The 18346-nt window shown below is 41.0% G+C and carries 18 protein-coding genes; 12 read left to right on the forward strand and 6 right to left on the reverse strand.

Annotation, left to right across the window (positions count from 1 at the left end):
- The first annotated feature begins 21 nt into the window (after window positions 1-21).
- The 8 genes from EFT72_RS00975 to EFT72_RS01010 all read left to right on the forward strand — a co-directional run bounded on the left by EFT72_RS00975 (window position 22) and on the right by EFT72_RS01010 (window position 8094).
- The gene (locus EFT72_RS00975; protein ID WP_124064954.1) at window positions 22-291 is read left to right on the forward strand and encodes a YlxR family protein; all 270 of its coding nucleotides are present in this window, start codon (window positions 22-24) and stop codon (window positions 289-291) included.
- Complete coding sequence (locus tag EFT72_RS00980; protein ID WP_124064955.1) at window positions 284-679, forward strand: ribosomal L7Ae/L30e/S12e/Gadd45 family protein; 396 nt, start codon at window positions 284-286, stop codon at window positions 677-679. The genes EFT72_RS00975 and EFT72_RS00980 overlap by 8 nt, the downstream gene beginning before the upstream one ends.
- Window positions 666-3716, forward strand: coding sequence for a translation initiation factor IF-2 (infB, locus tag EFT72_RS00985; protein WP_124064956.1), 3051 nt, complete (start codon window positions 666-668; stop codon window positions 3714-3716). Before EFT72_RS00980 ends, infB begins: the two co-directional genes overlap by 14 nt.
- 89 nt (window positions 3717-3805) lie before the next feature.
- Window positions 3806-4168 carry a 30S ribosome-binding factor RbfA gene (gene rbfA / locus EFT72_RS00990; RefSeq protein WP_124064957.1) on the forward strand — a complete coding sequence of 121 codons (363 nt, stop codon included), beginning with the start codon at window positions 3806-3808 and terminating at the stop codon, window positions 4166-4168.
- 12 nt (window positions 4169-4180) lie between these two features.
- On the forward strand, window positions 4181-5131 hold the full coding sequence (locus tag EFT72_RS00995) for a bifunctional oligoribonuclease/PAP phosphatase NrnA (RefSeq protein ID WP_124064958.1): 951 nt from the start codon (window positions 4181-4183) through the stop codon (window positions 5129-5131).
- A gap of 12 nt (window positions 5132-5143) precedes the next feature.
- Complete coding sequence (truB, locus tag EFT72_RS01000; RefSeq protein WP_124064959.1) at window positions 5144-6049, forward strand: tRNA pseudouridine(55) synthase TruB; 906 nt, start codon at window positions 5144-5146, stop codon at window positions 6047-6049.
- Window positions 6049-6999: a bifunctional riboflavin kinase/FAD synthetase gene (locus tag EFT72_RS01005; RefSeq protein ID WP_124064960.1), complete on the forward strand. Its 951-nt coding sequence runs from the start codon at window positions 6049-6051 to the stop codon at window positions 6997-6999. The genes truB and EFT72_RS01005 overlap by 1 nt, the downstream gene beginning before the upstream one ends.
- 51 nt (window positions 7000-7050) lie before the next feature.
- Window positions 7051-8094, forward strand: a complete 1044-nt coding sequence (locus EFT72_RS01010) for a C40 family peptidase (RefSeq protein WP_124064961.1) — start codon at window positions 7051-7053, stop codon at window positions 8092-8094.
- Window positions 8095-8160: 66 nt separating this feature from the next.
- On the opposite strand, the gene EFT72_RS01015 is transcribed toward EFT72_RS01010, so the two are convergent.
- The 5 genes from EFT72_RS01015 to EFT72_RS01035 all read right to left on the reverse strand — a co-directional run bounded on the left by EFT72_RS01015 (window position 8161) and on the right by EFT72_RS01035 (window position 13017).
- Window positions 8161-8871, reverse strand: coding sequence for an ABC transporter ATP-binding protein (locus EFT72_RS01015; protein WP_124064962.1), 711 nt, complete (start codon window positions 8869-8871; stop codon window positions 8161-8163).
- A complete protein-coding gene (locus tag EFT72_RS01020; protein WP_124064963.1) occupies window positions 8858-9724 on the reverse strand; it encodes an ABC transporter ATP-binding protein in 867 nt (288 codons plus the stop codon). Before EFT72_RS01020 ends, EFT72_RS01015 begins: the two co-directional genes overlap by 14 nt.
- Entirely contained in the window at window positions 9724-10830 is a 1107-nt protein-coding gene (locus tag EFT72_RS01025; RefSeq protein ID WP_124064964.1) for a branched-chain amino acid ABC transporter permease, read from the reverse strand. The genes EFT72_RS01020 and EFT72_RS01025 overlap by 1 nt, the downstream gene beginning before the upstream one ends.
- A 10-nt stretch (window positions 10831-10840) precedes the next feature.
- The gene (locus tag EFT72_RS01030) at window positions 10841-11722 is read right to left on the reverse strand and encodes a branched-chain amino acid ABC transporter permease (protein ID WP_124064965.1); all 882 of its coding nucleotides are present in this window, start codon (window positions 11720-11722) and stop codon (window positions 10841-10843) included.
- Between the two features lie 116 nt (window positions 11723-11838).
- Window positions 11839-13017 (reverse strand): ABC transporter substrate-binding protein, encoded by a 1179-nt coding sequence (locus EFT72_RS01035; RefSeq protein ID WP_124064966.1) that lies wholly within the window; start codon window positions 13015-13017, stop codon window positions 11839-11841.
- Window positions 13018-13443: 426 nt separating this feature from the next.
- On the opposite strand from EFT72_RS01035, the gene EFT72_RS01040 reads away from it, so the two are divergent.
- The 4 genes from EFT72_RS01040 (at window position 13444) to EFT72_RS01055 (ending at window position 16068) form a co-directional block, all read left to right on the forward strand.
- Entirely contained in the window at window positions 13444-13893 is a 450-nt protein-coding gene (locus tag EFT72_RS01040; RefSeq protein WP_124064967.1) for a hypothetical protein, read from the forward strand.
- 290 nt (window positions 13894-14183) lie between these two features.
- Window positions 14184-14483 (forward strand): hypothetical protein, encoded by a 300-nt coding sequence (locus tag EFT72_RS01045; RefSeq protein WP_124064968.1) that lies wholly within the window; start codon window positions 14184-14186, stop codon window positions 14481-14483.
- A gap of 155 nt (window positions 14484-14638) precedes the next feature.
- Complete coding sequence (locus EFT72_RS01050) at window positions 14639-15109, forward strand: sigma-70 family RNA polymerase sigma factor (RefSeq protein WP_164473038.1); 471 nt, start codon at window positions 14639-14641, stop codon at window positions 15107-15109.
- Window positions 15106-16068: a zf-HC2 domain-containing protein gene (locus EFT72_RS01055; RefSeq protein WP_124064970.1), complete on the forward strand. Its 963-nt coding sequence runs from the start codon at window positions 15106-15108 to the stop codon at window positions 16066-16068. Before EFT72_RS01050 ends, EFT72_RS01055 begins: the two co-directional genes overlap by 4 nt.
- A 558-nt stretch (window positions 16069-16626) precedes the next feature.
- Here EFT72_RS01055 and EFT72_RS01060 read toward each other — a convergent pair.
- Entirely contained in the window at window positions 16627-18228 is a 1602-nt protein-coding gene (locus EFT72_RS01060; protein ID WP_124064971.1) for a CTP synthase, read from the reverse strand.
- Window positions 18229-18346 lie beyond the last annotated feature (118 nt).

An 18346-nucleotide genomic window follows, 5' to 3' on the forward strand; every position in this document is an offset into this window, starting at 1 on the left:
ATAACAGGATGTGGTGGAAACGTGGGTATTAAAAAAATACCGCTCAGACAGTGTGTGGGCTGTGGTGAGATGAAAAATAAAAAAGAGATGATTCGAGTTTTGAAAACTTCAGAAGACGTAATGATACTGGACACGACCGGACGTAAAAATGGGCGGGGAGCCTATATTTGTCCGTCTATGGAATGTTTTAAGAAAGCCGTGAAAAGCAAAGGGTTGGAACGGTCTTTCAAAATGTCCATTCCAAAAGAAGTATACGAAGCATTAGAAAGGGAGATGGAACAGTTTGCATAATAGGAAGAAGATCCTAAACCTGATCGGTCTGGCGACAAAAGCCAGGAAGATTACCAGCGGTGAGTTCATGACGGAGAAGTCTGTTAAGTCAGGAAAAGCATTCCTGGTGATCGTTTCTGAAGAAGCTTCCGCGAATACCAGAAAGATGTTTACCAATATGTGTACTTACTATAAAGTTCCAATCTACTTTTTTGCAGAGAAGGCTGAACTGGGCCACGCAATGGGCAAGGAGATGAGAGCGTCACTCGCTGTTGTTGACAGTGGGTTTGCAGAAGCAATTGTGAAACTAATGAATACAAAGGCTGAAAATGAAGGGGAAGAACTTTTGGATCAGCCGGTGTGTGCTGTAGAACGTACACAGAATGGAGGAAAGAATGAGAGTATATGATCTGGCAAAAGAACTAGGAAAAGACAGTAGTAAGGAAGTACTGGATATCTTGGGAAAGCATGATATAAATTTAAAAAGTTCTTCCAATATCACGGATGAACAGGCATCGATCGTGAAAAAGGAAATAGGCGGAAGCGGTCATGGAACTTCACCGGTACGTTCAGAAACACCGGCATCAGAGGATTCCGAGGCACCAAAGAAAAAGATTGCAGCGGTTTTTAGACCACAGAATGCACAGATGAAGCCACAGGGACAGCATTCCCAGGGGACTAGTAGACCTACTACACCTAGAACCCATCAGGGGAATGATTCGTCTGTATCATCTGGAGATCAAAATGGAAGCAGAACTCCAGGAGGCTACCAGGGAAATAGACCCCAGGGCCAAGGCGGCTATCAGGGAAATAGACCGCAGGGTCAGGGCGGCTACCAAGGAAATAGACCTCAGGGCCAAGGCGGTTATCAGGGAAATAGACCTCAGGGCCAGAGTCAAGGCGGTTATCAGGGAAATAGACCTCAGGGCCAGGGGCAAGGCGGTTATCAAGGAAATAGACCTCAGGGCCAGAGTCAAGGTGGTTATCAGGGAAATAGACCCCAGGGCCAGAGTCAAGGCGGTTACCAGGGAAATAGACCTCAGGGCCAGGGCGGCTACCAAGGAAATAGACCTCAGGGGCAAGGTGGTTATCAGGGAAATAGACCTCAGGGCCAGGGCGGTTACCAGGGAAATAGACCTCAGGGCCAGGGCGGTTATCAGGGAAATAGACCTCAGGGCCAAGGCGGCTACCAGGGAAATCGTGATGGAAGACCTCAGGGCCAAGGCGGCTACCAAGGAAACAGACCTCAGGGCCAAGGCGGTTATCAAGGAAACAGACCTCAGGGCCAGGGCGGCTACCAGGGAAATAGACCTCAGGGTCAGGGTGGCTACCAGGGAAATAGACCTCAGGGTCAAGGCGGTTATCAGGGAAACAGACCTCAGGGCCAGGGCGGCTATCAGGGAAATCGTGACGGAAGACCTCAGGGCCAAGGCGGCTATCAGGGAAATCGTGATGGAAGACCACAGGGAGCTCGTACCGGTAGAGATGGCGCTGCTAAGACCTCATCCTTTGATTCCACCATTCAGACAAAGCCGTCAAGTAACAGAGCGGTAAAGAAGAATTATAAAAGTGATAATAAATATGATAAAAGAGATAAAGATAGTCAGAACAAAGGAAGAGGCCAGGTTAGGGGTGGGAAAACGATTAAATCTCCAATTTTACCACCAGTGCATGCAGAGCCAAAGGTTCAAGAGATTAAAACTATAATCATTCCTGAAATTCTTACCATCAAGGAACTGGCAGATAAAATGAAACTTCAGCCTTCAGCGATTGTGAAAAAACTATTTTTACAGGGGAAAGTCGTAACGTTGAATTCTGAGATTGGTTATGATTTGGCAGAAGAAATTGCAATGGAATACGAAGTACTCTGTGAAAAAGAGATCAAAGTAGACGTAATCGAAGAACTCTTAAAAGAAGAGGATGAAGATGAGGGCGCTATGGTTGCCAGACCACCTGTTGTTTGTGTTATGGGGCATGTAGATCATGGTAAAACATCTCTTCTTGATGCGATTCGGAAAAGCCATGTTACTTCAAGAGAAGCAGGCGGGATCACTCAGCATATTGGTGCTTATACCGTTAAGATTGGCGAACAGGAGATTACCTTCTTAGATACACCTGGACATGAAGCATTTACAGCTATGCGTATGAGGGGTGCTCAGTCTACTGATATCGCTATTTTGGTAGTAGCAGCAGATGATGGAGTTATGCCACAGACCATTGAGGCGATCAATCATGCCAAAGCAGCAGAGGTAGAAATTATTGTTGCAATCAATAAGATCGATAAAGAAAGTGCAAACGTAGATAAAGTAAAACAGGAATTATCAGAATATGAGCTGATTCCTGAAGACTGGGGTGGAAGTACGATCTTTGTTCCTGTATCTGCACATACGAAAGATGGCATCAAGGAACTACTGGAGATGATATTGCTTACCTCAGAAGTAAAAGAGTTAAAAGCCAATCCAAACCGGAAAGCCAGAGGCCTTATTATAGAAGCAGAACTTGATAAGGGAAAAGGCCCAGTTGCAACCGTATTGGTACAAAAGGGTACCCTTCGTGTGGGCGATACCGTTGCTACAGGTTCTTGCTATGGTAAAGTACGTGCGATGATGGATGATAAGGGACAGCGTGTAAAAGAAGCAGGTCCTTCAACTCCAGTTGAAATTTTAGGTCTCAATGACGTTCCCAATGCAGGTGAAGTTTTAGTTGGAACTGAGAACGAAAAAGAAGCGAGAAGCTTCGCAGAAACATTTATTTCCGAAGGAAAGAATAAATTACTGGAAGATACAAAAGCTAAGTTATCACTAGATGATTTATTTACTCAGATCAAGGCTGGTAATATCAAAGAACTTCCAATCATTGTAAAAGCAGATGTTCAGGGATCGGTTGAAGCGGTAAAGCAGAGCCTTGTGAAAATCTCCAATGAAGAAGTTATGGTTAAAGTGATTCATGGTGGTGTTGGTGCAATCAATGAGTCCGACGTTTCTCTCGCATCCGCGTCCAATGCAATTATCATTGGTTTTAACGTACGTCCTGATGTAACTGCAAAATCCATTGCAGATCGGGAAAAAGTCGATATGAGACTTTATAAAGTAATCTATCAGGCCATTGAAGATGTAGAAGCAGCCATGAAAGGTATGCTGGATCCAATATTTGAAGAGAAAATTATCGGTCATGCCATTGTGCGTCAGACCTTTAAGGCTTCTGGTGTAGGTACCATTGCAGGTTCTTATGTATTAGATGGTAAATTCCAAAGAGGATGCAGCATAAGGATCACCCGAGAAGGCAAGAAAGTATACGATGGTCCACTTGTTTCTTTAAAGCGATTTAAAGATGATGTGAAGGAAGTTGCAACTGGTTACGAGTGTGGTCTTGTATTTGAGAAGTTTAACGAGGTCAGAGAAGAAGACTTGATCGAAGCATATGCCATGGTGGAAGTTCCCCGCTAAGAACTTTCTGCCAGAAGTTTTTAAAAAGATGAGCCCGTATAAGCGGGCTGGTCTTTTTGAATATGCAGACAAAAAGCGAAAGGAATAATATGCGTAAAAACAGTATAAAGAATACAAGAATTAATATGGAAGTACAAAGGGAGTTAAGTGATATTATTCGACAGGGAATCAAAGATCCTAGAATTCACCCCATGACAACCGTTGTTTCCGCACAGGTAACTCCCGATCTTAAATTCTGTAAGGCTTATATCAGTATTTTAGGAGACGAAGAGGCTGGAAAAGCAACGCTTGAAGGTTTGAAAAGTGCAGAAGGCTACATTCGCCGTGAATTGGCAAGAAGAGTTAATCTGCGTAACACGCCAGAGATTAAATTTATCTTAGATCAGTCCATTGAATATGGAGTGAATATGTCTAAGTTGATTGATGAACTTACAAAAGACATCAAAGATTAAGGAGGTGCTTTTATGAGTACCCTTGATACACGATTAAAAGATGTGAAGACAGTGGCTTTGATTGGTCACATACGGCCAGATGGGGACTGTGTTGGTTCCTGTCTGGCAGTTTATAATTATTTGGAAGATAATTTTCCAGACATTAAAGCAGTGGTTTATTTAGAAAAACCATCTGAGAAATTTAGTTATTTAAAAAACTTTGACCGAATTGTCAGCGACTTTGGAGAGGATCATGTGTACGATTTATGCATTTGCCTTGACAGCAGTGACACACTCCGATTTGGAGAGGCGGTCAAATACTTAAAGCTTGCAAAGAACAGCGTATGCGTGGATCATCATATTACCAATTTACGATATGCGGCAGAAAACATAGTAAAAGATAAAGCGAGTTCTACTTGTGAAGTTCTTTTTGGACTGCTTGATGAAATCAAAATCAGTAAAGAAGTAGCAGAATGTATTTACACCGGTATCATTCATGATACAGGTGTGTTTAAGTATGATTGCACTTCCGCAAAAACCATGGAAATTGCAGGGAAGATGATGGAAAAAGGGATTAACTTCTCTAAAATCATTGATGACAGTTTTTATAGAAAAACTTATATTCAAAATCAGATTCTGGGCAGAGCATTATTAGAAAGCATTCCCTTTCATGATGGAAGATGTATTTTTAGTGCAATTAGCAAAAAAGTAATGGATTTTCATGAAGTAACCAGCGCAGATATGGATGGGATCATTGACCAGCTAAGAATTACAGAAGGGGTGGAGTGTGCAATCTTCCTCTATGAAACTTCTTGCCGGGAATATAAGGTAAGCCTCCGTTCTACGACAGACCTTGATGTTAGCAAGATTGCTGTTTACTTTAGTGGAGGCGGTCATAAAAAAGCGGCAGGCTGTACGATGACAGGAAGCGTCCATGATGTGGTTAACAATCTGTCCGATCAGATTGCAAAACAGCTGAATTAGGAGATACGTGCAATGGCAGACGGCATTATTAATGTATATAAAGAAAAGGGTTTTACCTCTCATGACGTTGTGGCGAAAATGAGGGGTATTTTAAAACAGAAAAAAATCGGTCACACAGGAACTTTGGATCCCATGGCAGAAGGGGTTCTTCCAGTCTGCCTTGGGAAAGCAACCAAACTGTGTGATCTGTTAACCGATAAAACAAAAACTTATCAGGCAGTTTTACTGCTTGGAATGGAAACAGATACCCAGGACACCACTGGGCAGATACAAAACACCTCTCCGGTATTATCAGGAGAGAAAGAGATTGAAGAGGTAGTCTTAAGCTTCTTTGGTCCCTATAATCAGATTCCACCCATGTACTCAGCATTAAAAGTGAATGGGAAAAAACTTTATGAACTGGCCAGAGCAGGCAAAGAGGTGGAACGAAAAGCAAGACCGGTAGAGATCCTTTCCATTCAGGTGGACAAGATTGACCTTCCAAGGGTTACGATGACAGTAACCTGTTCCAAAGGAACCTACATTCGGACGTTATGTTATGATATAGGACAAAAGTTGGGCTGCGGTGGATGCATGGAGTCTCTATTGCGGACCAGAGTCTCCGAGTTTTGTCTGGAGGACAGTCTTACCTTAACTCAGATAGAAGGGCTTAGAGATGAAGGCGGATTGTCAGAGAAGATTCTTTCTGTAGACAGTGTCTTTTCCGATTATCCAGAGCTAATCATGAAGGAAGAATTTGATAAGCTAGTTCATAATGGAAACCCATTTCGCAGGGATCAGGCTCAAGGAGAAGACTGTACAGAAGAAGGTCCGGTGAGAGTTTATGACAGCAAACAGGAATTTATTGGGGTCTATGAACCAGATGAGGAGAACAAACGGCTAAAACCGAAAAAGATTTTTCTGGGAGGGAGCAGATAATGGAGTATATAACCGGAACCAGAGAATTTCAAATAAAAGAACCTGCCGTTGTAACTCTTGGAAAGTTTGATGGACGGCACCGTGGACATCAGAAACTTTTGGCACGTATGAAAACAGTAAAAAAAAAGAAAGGGTACAAAATAGCAGTTTTTACCTTTGATCTTTCACCAAAAGCACTGATGACTGGGGAACCATTTCGTGTGATCACTACCAATTTGGAACGAAAAAATTATTTAGAAAAAGCCGGGATTGATTATCTTGTGGAGTACCCATTTACCATAGAAACTGCTTGTATGGAGCCGGAAATTTTCGTAAAACAGGTACTAATGGGACAAATGAATGCCCGTACCATTGTGGTTGGGACTGATTGTACCTTTGGTTACCAGGGGGCAGGGAATGCAGATCTTTTGAATCAATGGAAGGACCTTTATGGTTACGAACTGATTGTGATTCCAAAAGAGCAGGATGAGGATCGTGACATTAGCAGTACTTACATTCGAGAACAGTTGGATTCTGGAAATATGGAAAAAGCGAATGAATTGTTAGGAGAACCGTATGCCATGCATGGGGAAGTAATACATGGCAATCACATCGGGGAAACTTTAGGGTTTCCGACTGCAAATTTGATACCGCCGCCAGAAAAGCACCTGCCTAAATTCGGCGTTTATGTTTCCCGTATTTACCTGGATGGAGCGTATTATGGGGGAATTACAAACTTAGGTAGAAAACCGACGATAAAAGGAATTTCTCCAGTTGGAGCAGAAACTTATATTTTTGGTATAAATAAGGATATTTATGGAAAGACTATTGAAGTACAGTTCTTGCATTTCATCCGTCCGGAATTGAAATTCGAAGGGCTGGAGCAATTAAAGAATCAGATTGCCAAAGACAGGGAAGAGGCACTGGTGTATGTAACAAACCTGTCAGATAAACAGATAACCCGATTATAAAAGGGCGTGTTCCGCCCGGTTCACAATTAAAGCTTGCGAAGGAAAGTGCATATGACTGACAAAGCATGGAAAGTACTAGGCTTTGCTATTCTATGCGGCAGTGCCGTATGGATGGGAACAGCAGATGTACAGGCCAAGCGCTCAGAGACTCCCGTTAAAACTGGTTCACCAGTAGCAGGTATGGAAGTTTATATGGATCAATATCAGAACTCCATGGAACGGGAATCAAAGAAAGCATCGGCCGGTCTTACGCAGGAAAAAGTGAGGTTTGGAACCTTCAACACCATTTTCAATAATCTTGGAGTGGCATTGGTGGAGGATAATCTAAACATCAGAAAAGAACCAAAGAATGATGCGGAAATCGTAGGGAAATTAGGACGTCATTGTGGCAGTAGTGTACTGTCTGTTGAAAATGGCTGGTACAAAATAAAATCAGGACAGGTGACCGGATATGTATATGGAAAGTATCTGGCAACTGGTCAGGAAGCCAGAACATTGGCATATTATGACATGAAGCTAATGCTTCGGATAGATACAAAAGACCTTCGGGTCCGCAGACAACCAAATACAGATTGTGAGATTCTTGGCATAATCCATGAGGGAGAAACATATCGTTATATTTCCCGTAACAAGGGCTGGGCAAAGATTGTATATAAGGGTCAGATTGCTTATGCCTATGCACCGGAGAATGCAACCATTGCCTATACCATACCGGAAGCTGATCAGAATGACAACGTCAGGAACAAGGTGGTAAATTATGCAGTGAAATTTGTTGGTAATCCATATCAGTGGGGAGGGACCAACCCAAACACAGGAGCGGACTGCTCCGGATTCGTCCAATATGTTATGGAACACGCTGCCGGGGTCCATTTAGACCGGACATCTAGGCAACAGGCAGCAGAAGGGAATTCAATTTCTGCGTCCAGCATGGAACCAGGGGATCTTTTGTTTTATGCGAGCGGCAGAGAAATCAACCACGTTGCCATGTACATTGGTGAGGGAAGGATCGTCCATGCAGCCAACAAAAGGAGTGGAATAAAAATCTCATCCTGGAATTACAGACGACCGGTTACGATACGCCGTGTGATTCCTTAGTTAAAAAATACGCAGGCAGTTGAATCTTAGATAAGATCATCTGCCTGCGTATTTAATTTGCATCGATTAACTTTTCTTTTTCCCCAGATAAGCGGCTTTTACGGATTCGTTAGTAAGTAAACTTTTCCCAGATCCCGATAATGTAATTCTCCCCGTTTCCATAACATATCCAACGTTTGCAGTATGGAGAGCCATGTTGGCATTCTGTTCAATCAAGAGAACGGTAACCCCTTCTTTGTTGATTTCCTGAATGATGGAAAAAATATCCTTTACAATTAATGGCGCAAGCCCAAGAGAGGGTTCATCCATCATCAAAATCCTGGGATGGCTCATAAGAGCTCTTGCAACTGCCAGCATTTGCTGTTCTCCGCCGGAAAGCGTACCAGATAGCTGCCAGCTTCTTTCTTTTAATCGGGGGAATAAGTCATAGACCCAGTTAATATCATGCTCCAGATCGTCTTTTCTTAGATATGCTCCAATCTTAATGTTTTCAATTACAGTCATATCAGGAAAGACATGTCTTCCTTCTGGAACTAACGCAATTCCTTTTGATACAATATCGGGAGTACTCAGACCGATTAATTCTTCTCCGTCTAAGGTGATACTGCTTCCCTGTGATGGCTTTACAAGACCTGTGATGGATCGGAGTGTGGTGCTTTTGCCAGCACCATTGGCTCCGATTAAGGTCACAATGCTTTTGTCTGGTACTTCAAATGAAATCCCTTTTACAGCCTCGATCCCTCCGTAATTTACTTTCAGGTTTTCAATCTTCAGCATCGTCATTCACCCCCAGATATGCTTCTATAACCCGATCATTGTTCTGAATTTCATCGGGAGTACCTTGTGCGATCAGCTTGCCAAAATCAAGAACGTAAATCCGGTCTGAAATCTGCATTACCAGATCCATATGGTGCTCGATCATAAATACAGTTAAATGATAGGAATCCCGGATCTTAAGTATAAAATCCGTTAACTCTTGGGTTTCCTGTGGATTCATTCCTGCCGCCGGTTCATCAAGGAGCAAAAGCTTTGGATTTGTTGCAAGTGCCCGAGCAATTTCCAGTCTTCTTTGTAGTCCGTATGGGAGAGAAGAAGCAATTTCATCCTTTAGATGAAGAAGATTCTGTTCTTCTAGTAAAGCGATTGTTTCTTTCTGCATTCTTTTTTCTTCCTTCTGATTTAGCCGCAAGGTTGCAGAAAATACAGTTTGCTTTGCACGCATATGTTTGGCTATCAGTACATTGTCAAAGACAGATAACTGACCAAAAAGCCGGATGTTTTGGAACGTTCGTGCGATTCCTTTCCGAGTTATGGCATCCGGGGTGTTTTTTACCATCGTAAGAGGGCGAGGCGTTACTTCTCCCAGATAGTTTTTCTGCATAGTTCCTTTTGGTGAATTGGACAAAATCGTTTTTTCAAAGAAGTCCACCTGTCCAAATGTAGGTTCATAGATGCCGGTCACACAGTTGAATGCGGTTGTTTTTCCTGCACCATTGGGACCGATCAGAGCTACGATTTCCCCCTCATTTACATCAAGAGTCAAACCATTTACTGCGACCACTCCGCCGAACTGCATCGTGACGTCTTGCATGTGAAGCACATTTGACAAGGCCTGCGCTGTAGTTGCCATTATGCATGTTCTCCCTTCTTTGTTGTCTTATTTTTTTTCTTTTTCAGTCCAGGAATGCGCCGGATCAACCGAAACAGTCCATCCCAGGAAAACTCATTGCTTCCCATGATTCCTTTGCGGTAAAAAAGTACCACTGCCATTAGCAGTATAGAAAAGATTACCATACGAAACCCAGAGCGGAACAATGGAATGGAAACCCCTCCTATTGTCAGAGGATTATCAAAGAAACGAAGCCATTCTCTTCCAATGGTGACAAGAAAAGAACCTACAACACTTCCCGTAACACTGCCGATTCCACCAAGTACCACGATCAAAAGAATATCATAGGTTAAGTTGATAGAAAAGGTACGTGAATCAATGGAACGCATAAATAAGGCCAAGAGTCCGCCTCCCACTCCGGTAAAGAAGGAAGAGATAACAAAAGCAAGCTGTTTGTAACGGAATAAGTTAATCCCCATAGCCTGTGCGGCGATTTCATCTTCTCGAAGGGCTTTAAATGCCCGCCCATAAGAGGAGTTGATCAGTAGAATCATCAAGAGAATACAGAGAGCACATAGCCCGAATGCAACAAAAAGATTGGGAAAGCCTGGGATGTTTTTTAATCCATAAGACCCATTGGTAATTCGGTTAAATTGAGGGGCGGAGATCACGGCACGAATGATTTCTGAAAATCCTAAGGTAGCAATCGCCAGATAATCGCTTTTCAAACGAAGTACTGGAATTCCAATGAGTGCTGCAATACCAGCCGCAATTAGTCCCGCAACAATCAGTGCAAGCCAGTAGGGACACTCAAGGTTTGCAATGGCAGGAGCGATGCCATCAACATAATAAACACTGGCTCGGTTTTCGACTGGAATGGTCAGAATCGCTACCGTATAAGCACCGATTGCCATAAATCCAGCCTGACCAAGAGAAAACAAACCAGTAAAACCAGTTAGTAAATTCATGGAAACGGCAACCACTGCATAGATAGCGCTTCGTTCCAAAATGGAAATTTGATAGCTATACTGCGTTTTGTTCCCTTGTAGAAAACCCAAAAAACCAAGTATGAACAAGAGAGCAAACAGGGAATAGAGTTTGTTTTTGGAAATAACGTTTCTTTTCATAAAGGGTACCTCACACTTTATCGGTGGATTTCTCTCCGAATAGACCGGTTGGTTTAATCAGGAGAATCATAATGAGCAGAACAAAAGTAAAAGCGTCACTGAATGTAGAATATCCCATGGCAACCAGGGCTGTTTCCCCAAGTCCCAAGACAAATCCACCAATTACCGCTCCAGGAATGCTTCCAATTCCGCCAAAAACGGCAGCTACAAAGCATTTTAGTCCAGGCAGAGAACCGGAAAATGGGAAAACCGTCATACGATCGGTAAAATAAAGAACGGATCCAATGGCTGCAAGGAGAGAGCCGATAGCAAACGTAAAGGTGATAACTCGATTGATCCGAATTCCCATTAAGGCTGCGGTATCGTAATCCTTTGACACGGCTCGCATGGCCATACCTATTTTTGTTTTGTTAATCAGTGCCATCAGGATGTAAACAACGAATAAAGTGATTACAGGAGTCAAAAATGTGACAAATGAGGCAGAAAGTCCTCCAATCTGGAAGATTTTTTTAAGAAAGGGTATTTCAGGATAGCCCTTTGGGAGAGCAGTAAATAAGTAAGTGGCAAGATTCTGCAGCAGATAAGAAACACCGATGGCAGAGATCATGACAGACATTCTGGGAGCTGTTCGCAAAGGACGGTAAGCCACCCGTTCGATGGAAACGCCTAATACTACGGTAATGAATAGTACAACGGGAACCGCAATGAACCATGGAAACACAGCCATGGAAAAAATCATAAAGTAACCAGCCATCATAAAGATATCGCCATGGGCGAAATTAATGAGCCGTAGGATGCCGTAAACCAGTGTGTAGCCAATGGCGATCAGTGCATATGCACCGCCTAAGGAGATACCGGTTAAGCATTGCTGTAAAAAGGTTGAAAGACTCATATGGCAGAATGCCTCCTATCATTTCGTATGAATTTAGAGTTTGTCGTAAACAAGAAGGAGTGGGCAATCAATATGATCCCCACTCACCTGGCTCCGACCGTTTATAAGTACAAGATTTATTTGACTCTGGTCGTTGTTAAGAATTTAAATTCGCCGTCTTGGATGGTTTTTATAAAGGCCATATCTTTCTTCGCATCCCCGTTTTCATCAAAGGAAATGGTACCTGTAACCCCGTCAATGGAAATTTCTTTTAAGGCATCTTTAATAGCAGTGGTATCCGTTGATCCGGCGGTTTCAATTGCTTTTAATGCACTTAAGTAGGCATCATAGCCAAGGGCAGATACAGCTGGAATGATTTCATCTTGTTTGTTTTCCTTTAAATAGGTTTTAAAACCGGAGATAAAGGAAGCTGCTTCCTCGTTTGCTGGCTCTGCTTCGTCAAAGAAGGTGGATAAAACAACACCATCTGCGGAGGAACCTGCATTTTCAATAATGGTGGAGTTTTCCCAGGTATCCCCTGCGGCAATGATAGCGGTAATACCAAGTTCACGTGCCTGCTTAATAATAAGAGGTGCTGTGGTAATGGAGGATGGTGCAAAAATGATATCTGGATTCTGTGCTTTGATGTTGGTTAAAATGGCTTTAAAATCTGTCTGATTTGTCTGAAACTGCTCCTCACTTACGACAGTTCCTCCAAGTTTTGTAAATGCAGTTTTAAAGAAAGAGCCAAGACCAGAAGAATAATCATCCCCTAACTGCGTGATAATGGCTGCTTTATTTGCTTTATTTTTATGCGCGAAGTTTGCCATAACGGTTCCCTGGAAGGGATCTAGGAAACAAACTCGAAAATAGAAATCATTTCCTTGGGTAACCTGTGGATTGGTACAGGACGCTCCAATGGCAGGGATTTTTGCATCTGCAAAGATTTGTCCGGCTGCGATGGAAACACCAGAGCCATAGCTTCCGATTACTGCAGAAACTTTTTTACTCACCAATTTTTGTGCCGCATTCACACCTTCTGTTTTATCTGACTTATTGTCTACTTCAACTAATTCAACTTTATATTCCTCATCGCCAATCTTTACGGTAGGATGGGTCTGGTTTGCGTAACGGATTCCAAGAATTTCCTGAAAGCCCCCGCCGCCATTTTCTCCGGTGGTTGGTTCATATACTCCTATTTTAATTACTTTTTCCCCATTGTTTTCGGAAGTGGAAGCTCCGGAACTACAACCAGATACCAATATGGCACTCATACATAAAGAAAGGGTAAGTGCTAATGCTTTTTTCATTTTCATAACTAGATCCTCCTTTTTTTATGTTTCCGACACAAACACAACTGTCCTCGACACGGAAACATACTGCGTTATATTATAACAGAAGATCAGAAAAGTGCAAGAAAAAATGATAAGAAAATAAGAATATAAAGTAAATTCTTATTTTCAGAACCCTGTTATGTGGGGACACATTAAATAATTACCATTTGTATGCAAATAGCATTTCATTTTTCGGTATTTCCCATTCTATTTTATTAATTCAATTGACAAACTGTAGAATATATGATTAGATTAATATATTATAATATATAATATATTAATATTATATAAAACATATTAGGAATTTAAATACTACAAAGGAGGTGAATTTGAATTGTAGATAAAAATACGCGAAGTGCTTGAAGGTTACGTTACCCTAACAACAATTATTTGAAAGTGAGGATCGATATGTTAAAAAAAATAGTATCATTATCTCTAGCAGTATTAATGGTTTTGGCAATGAATACAACTGCCTTTGCCGCATCCCCGAAACAGGACCATGACCATGAACATGAACATGTTTCAGTTGGTGATTTTATACATACTGAAACTGGTAGTGATGTGGTCATTCGAGTAAATGAAGATCAATCATTTTATACTGCACCTTTAAGAATGTCTTTTATAAATCCCAGAGATTGCTCCCACACTAATCTACAGTCATACGGAAACCCTATGGGTCAAACTAAGAGCTATAATAAGTCAGATTCTACCTACTGTTATAAGTATAGAACTGTTAAAAATGCACGTTGTTTACAATGTGGAAAAACAGGTTTTAAAATTTATGGTTCATGGGAAAAACATAAACATTCCTACTCATTATTCAGCAGTAAATGTAAAAAATGTGGTTATGAAAAATAGTTTGTATTCTTAATACAATCTGGACTTGTGTCAGTATAATTGATACAAGTCCAGAATTGTTTCCACATCTCTAAATTATCTAGACTCAAACTATTTTCCCGTGTGTCATATCTGAATGCTTCTTTAACAATGGATCTTTTCTTGCTGTTGCTTAATTTTTTGTTTTTGGTGTAACGAATTGCCTCTTAAGCGGATCTATATAGGAACAGGTTAAGGGGGGGATTCCATTGATTGATTATAATTAACAGTAAAGAGCATTCTATAATGATCAAAGAAAGTGAGGTATTATTATGTTTCGTAAAATTCCAAAACGATTGTCGGCCATAAGTCTGGTAGTTATAACAGGGGTGTTCCTATGCGGATTCGCATATGCAAAGGCAAATCCTGATTCTCTGCAATTTACAGGCAAAAACAATACAGAAGTCACTGTATTTACAGATACGAAGGAGCTTATGCAAAGTGATTTGGAGATAGACCATCAAAATCAAAGTTACGAAATCGGTCAGGTTATTGTATCCAATGGTGTAAAAGAAATCGTGTTTGCCATAGGTACAGATGGGTCCTATATAACGATTCCGGCATCTGAATAACTTGTAGGCAGATGCGCATTGATATGCACGTCTGCCTTATTAAAAGAACAGTAGAACATACAATAATCTCCAAACATTATATAATCTTTGGCAATTATGTTCTGCGCAAGCTGATTTGAAATAAATATCTGCTCAGGAGGTGATTGTGTGTGGAAATGGATGGGATTTACAAAGAGCATTCAGCCTTAATATTTAAATATTTATTTTCACTCTCTCTAAATGCTCATACAGCGGAAGAATTGACACAAGAGACTTTTTATCGTGCCATGCTATCCATAGATACATATAATGGAAACTGCAAAATGTCTACATGGCTCTGCCAGATTGCAAAGCACCTATGGTATCAGGAATTGGACAAAAACCGACGGAGGAAAACGGAACCACTGGATGAATCGTTTCCGGGTGATTCAAAATCGGTTGAAGCTACGGTATTGGATAAGCTGGATAAGATGTCAATTTACCGTATGCTTCATAATCTGCCCGACCCTATGAGAGAGGTTATGTATCTGCGGCTTTCAGGAGAACTTAGTTTTAGGGAGATTGGTGAACTTTTAAATCAATCAGAGACATGGGCACGGGTGACCTTTTATCGAGGTAAGAAAAAATTAATGGAGGGAATGGAATGAAAAATACATTAAATTGTAATATCGTTCAGGATATGCTCCCAATGTATGCGGAAGGGCTGACCAGTGAAGAAAGTAATATTGCGATCCAACAGCATTTGGAGCAGTGCGAAGATTGCAGAAAATGCCTAGAAAATTTACAAAAGCCAATAGTCGGACCAACCGTACCCAAAATGGAAATAGACTATATGCGAAAAGTTAAAAAATCCTTTAAACGGAGAACTTACATTTTAGCTGGCGTTATTGCTGTTTTTTGTGTTATATTACTTGGTATTTTTCTCCGCTTATTTATAATTGGTACCCCCCTGTTTCTTGGAGATGCGCCTATTAATTTTGAATGGAATTACGATGCCGACAGTAAAGTTTATACGATCCATGGAGCCTTGGAACAGGAAAACTCCAGTGTCAGAATTAAAATCTACGAGGACAAACACGACAATCAAATAAAATTTAAAATATATGAGATTTTGCCCTCTATCTTCTTTTCCAGTAATCAATTTTCGGCTAACATTCCATGGAATAGAGAATCAAATATTGTTTGGCAAGGAAAAAATAATCAGCAAATAATTACAAGTCCCCAATATTTGAACCTGTCTATTATCGAATTCCAAAATGGAGATTACCATAGCGTTGTAGATTTATATGATGAAAATGGAACATCCATGGTGAAAGATTTATACGATCATGCTGAGAAGGTTTCTGACAACAAACCAATGCCTTTTGATGAAAGAAAGTACAATCATTACTTGATTATCAACTTGCCACTTACAACCGACAGATTCACGACATGGATTACAGACGATACTATATTGGAGGAACAAACATTGGATGAACGTATTTTTCTGTATCAGGAAGATGGGCAATATTATTTTTACAAGCAGGGACAATATTTGAGAAAGCTTTCTACAGAAGATATGAGTAAAATGCAGGATTATTTAAAAACGAAGGGAGTTGAATTTTAAAAGCTATGAGCTAATGTTATAATATTATACAACAATAGAAGTAAAATTCAGTTACATTATAAGAGCAATGAAATTATAATTAAGAGAAAAGGATAGGCTATAGTTTTATGAAAAATTCTAAAATGTTTATCGTATACACTGGAATTAGTTTGGTTTCATTTTTAATAGGACTAAGTACATGGGTAAAGCTAATTAAGGGTGTTAAAATACAACATGAATATCTGTTCATAATATTTGGGATAGTGGTATTGATTTCAATTACAAATATTTCTTCCTTTATTACTAGTTTATGTTTCAAACGTAAACTGTTAAATCTTAAAAATATGATACCAATATTGTTTTTTTTAATCATAAACATTTTGTATATTTTTTATTGTTTAGCTATAATTCTTGTCAATTATCTGTTTTTTTAAAGAAAGAAAAGCCGTAGAATTATTACTTAAGAGTTTCCATACGCATTGTCTGCAAAAAGATCTGATTGATCAGGAAATAAAAATGGAGTCCGCCTCTAGGTGAAAGAGTGCGGACTCCGTAATTTTTGAGAAAATATGTTCGATTTTACTTATGTTCAACAGCTGCCCGGATAAATTCCCGGAACAGGGGGTGGGGCCTGTTGGGTCTCGATTTAAATTCCGGATGCGCCTGTGTCGCTATAAACCACGGATGAGAAGGAATTTCAACCATTTCTACAATTCTACCATCTGGTGATATTCCAGAAAGCTTCATTCCGCCCTTGGTCAAATCATCTCGATAATCATTGTTTACTTCATACCGGTGTCTGTGTCTTTCGTGGATTAGTTCTTCACCGTAGACTTCATATGATTTTGAGGACTTGTCCAGTACACAGGGATAGGAGCCGAGACGGAGGGTGCCGCCGATATCTTCCACATCATTTTGATCCGGCATTAGATGAATCAATGGATGGGTAGTGTTTTCATCAAGCTCTACGGTATGTGCGTCAGAAAATCCAAGGACATTCCTTGCAAATTCGACAATCGCCATCTGCATTCCAAGACACAATCCAAGGAATGGAAGGTTGTTTTCTCTTGCATAACGGATCGAGGAGATCTTACCTTCAATCCCACGGCTTCCAAAGCCACCAGGAACTAAAATTCCGTCAACATCATGAAAATATTCGGATGCATTCTCATCCGTAACAAGTTCAGAATCAATCCATTTAATATGCACATCCGCACGATTGAATACACCGCCGTGCTTTAAGGATTCCACGACAGAGATATATGCGTCGTGCAGCTGGATGTATTTCCCTACAAGAGCAATGGTAACTTCTTTTTCCGGATGCTTCCAGTTCTCAATCATTGCGGTCCAATCAGTCAAATCCGGATCTGGGCAAGGAAGGTTTAGACTTTCACAAGCGACTTGAGCAAGATTCTGGTTCTCCATAATAAGAGGGAGTTCATATAGTACTTCCACGTCCAGATTTTCTACAACATGGGTTTGGGGAACATTACAGAATTGTGCGATTTTGTTTCGAATTCCGTCATCAAGGGGCAGTTCGGAACGACATACGATGATGTCGGGCTGGATTCCCATTCCCTGTAAGTCCTTTACACTGGATTGGGTAGGTTTTGTTTTCAACTCGCCAGAAGCTTTTAGATAGGGAACTAAGGTCACATGGATTAAAATCGCATTCTCGTGACCTACGTCATGCTGGAATTGTCGAATTGCTTCTAAGAAAGGCTGGCTTTCAATATCGCCGACCGTTCCGCCTACTTCTATGATTGCGATCTCAGTTTCGGAGGATTGGTGATTTTGGTGGAAACGGCTTTTGATTTCGTCCGTAACATGAGGGATTACCTGAACGGTTCCTCCTCCGAAATCTCCGCGGCGTTCACGGGTCAGTACGTTCCAATAAACTTTACCAGTTGTAACATTGGAATACTTCGTCAGGCTTTCGTCAATAAACCGTTCGTAATGACCGAGATCTAAGTCTGTCTCTACTCCATCTTCCGTAACGAATACTTCTCCATGCTGTACTGGATTCATGGTACCGGGATCAATGTTGATGTATGGATCAAATTTCTGCATGGTGACGTTGTAGCCTCTGGCCTTTAACAACCGTCCTAGGGATGCTGCGGTAATACCTTTGCCGAGTCCGGACACAACCCCTCCGGTGACAAATACGTATTTCACTGACATAACAGTGTAACCTCCTTCTGTGATGGTATGGGATATAATCAAAAAAATTATTATACGTCTTTTTCGGAAAAAAATCTAGTGAAAATGAAAAAAACTTAGAATCTAAAGTATTGAATGA

The organism is Clostridium sp. E02, from assembly GCF_003833015.1.
Classification (GTDB): domain Bacteria; phylum Bacillota; class Clostridia; order Lachnospirales; family Lachnospiraceae; genus Lacrimispora.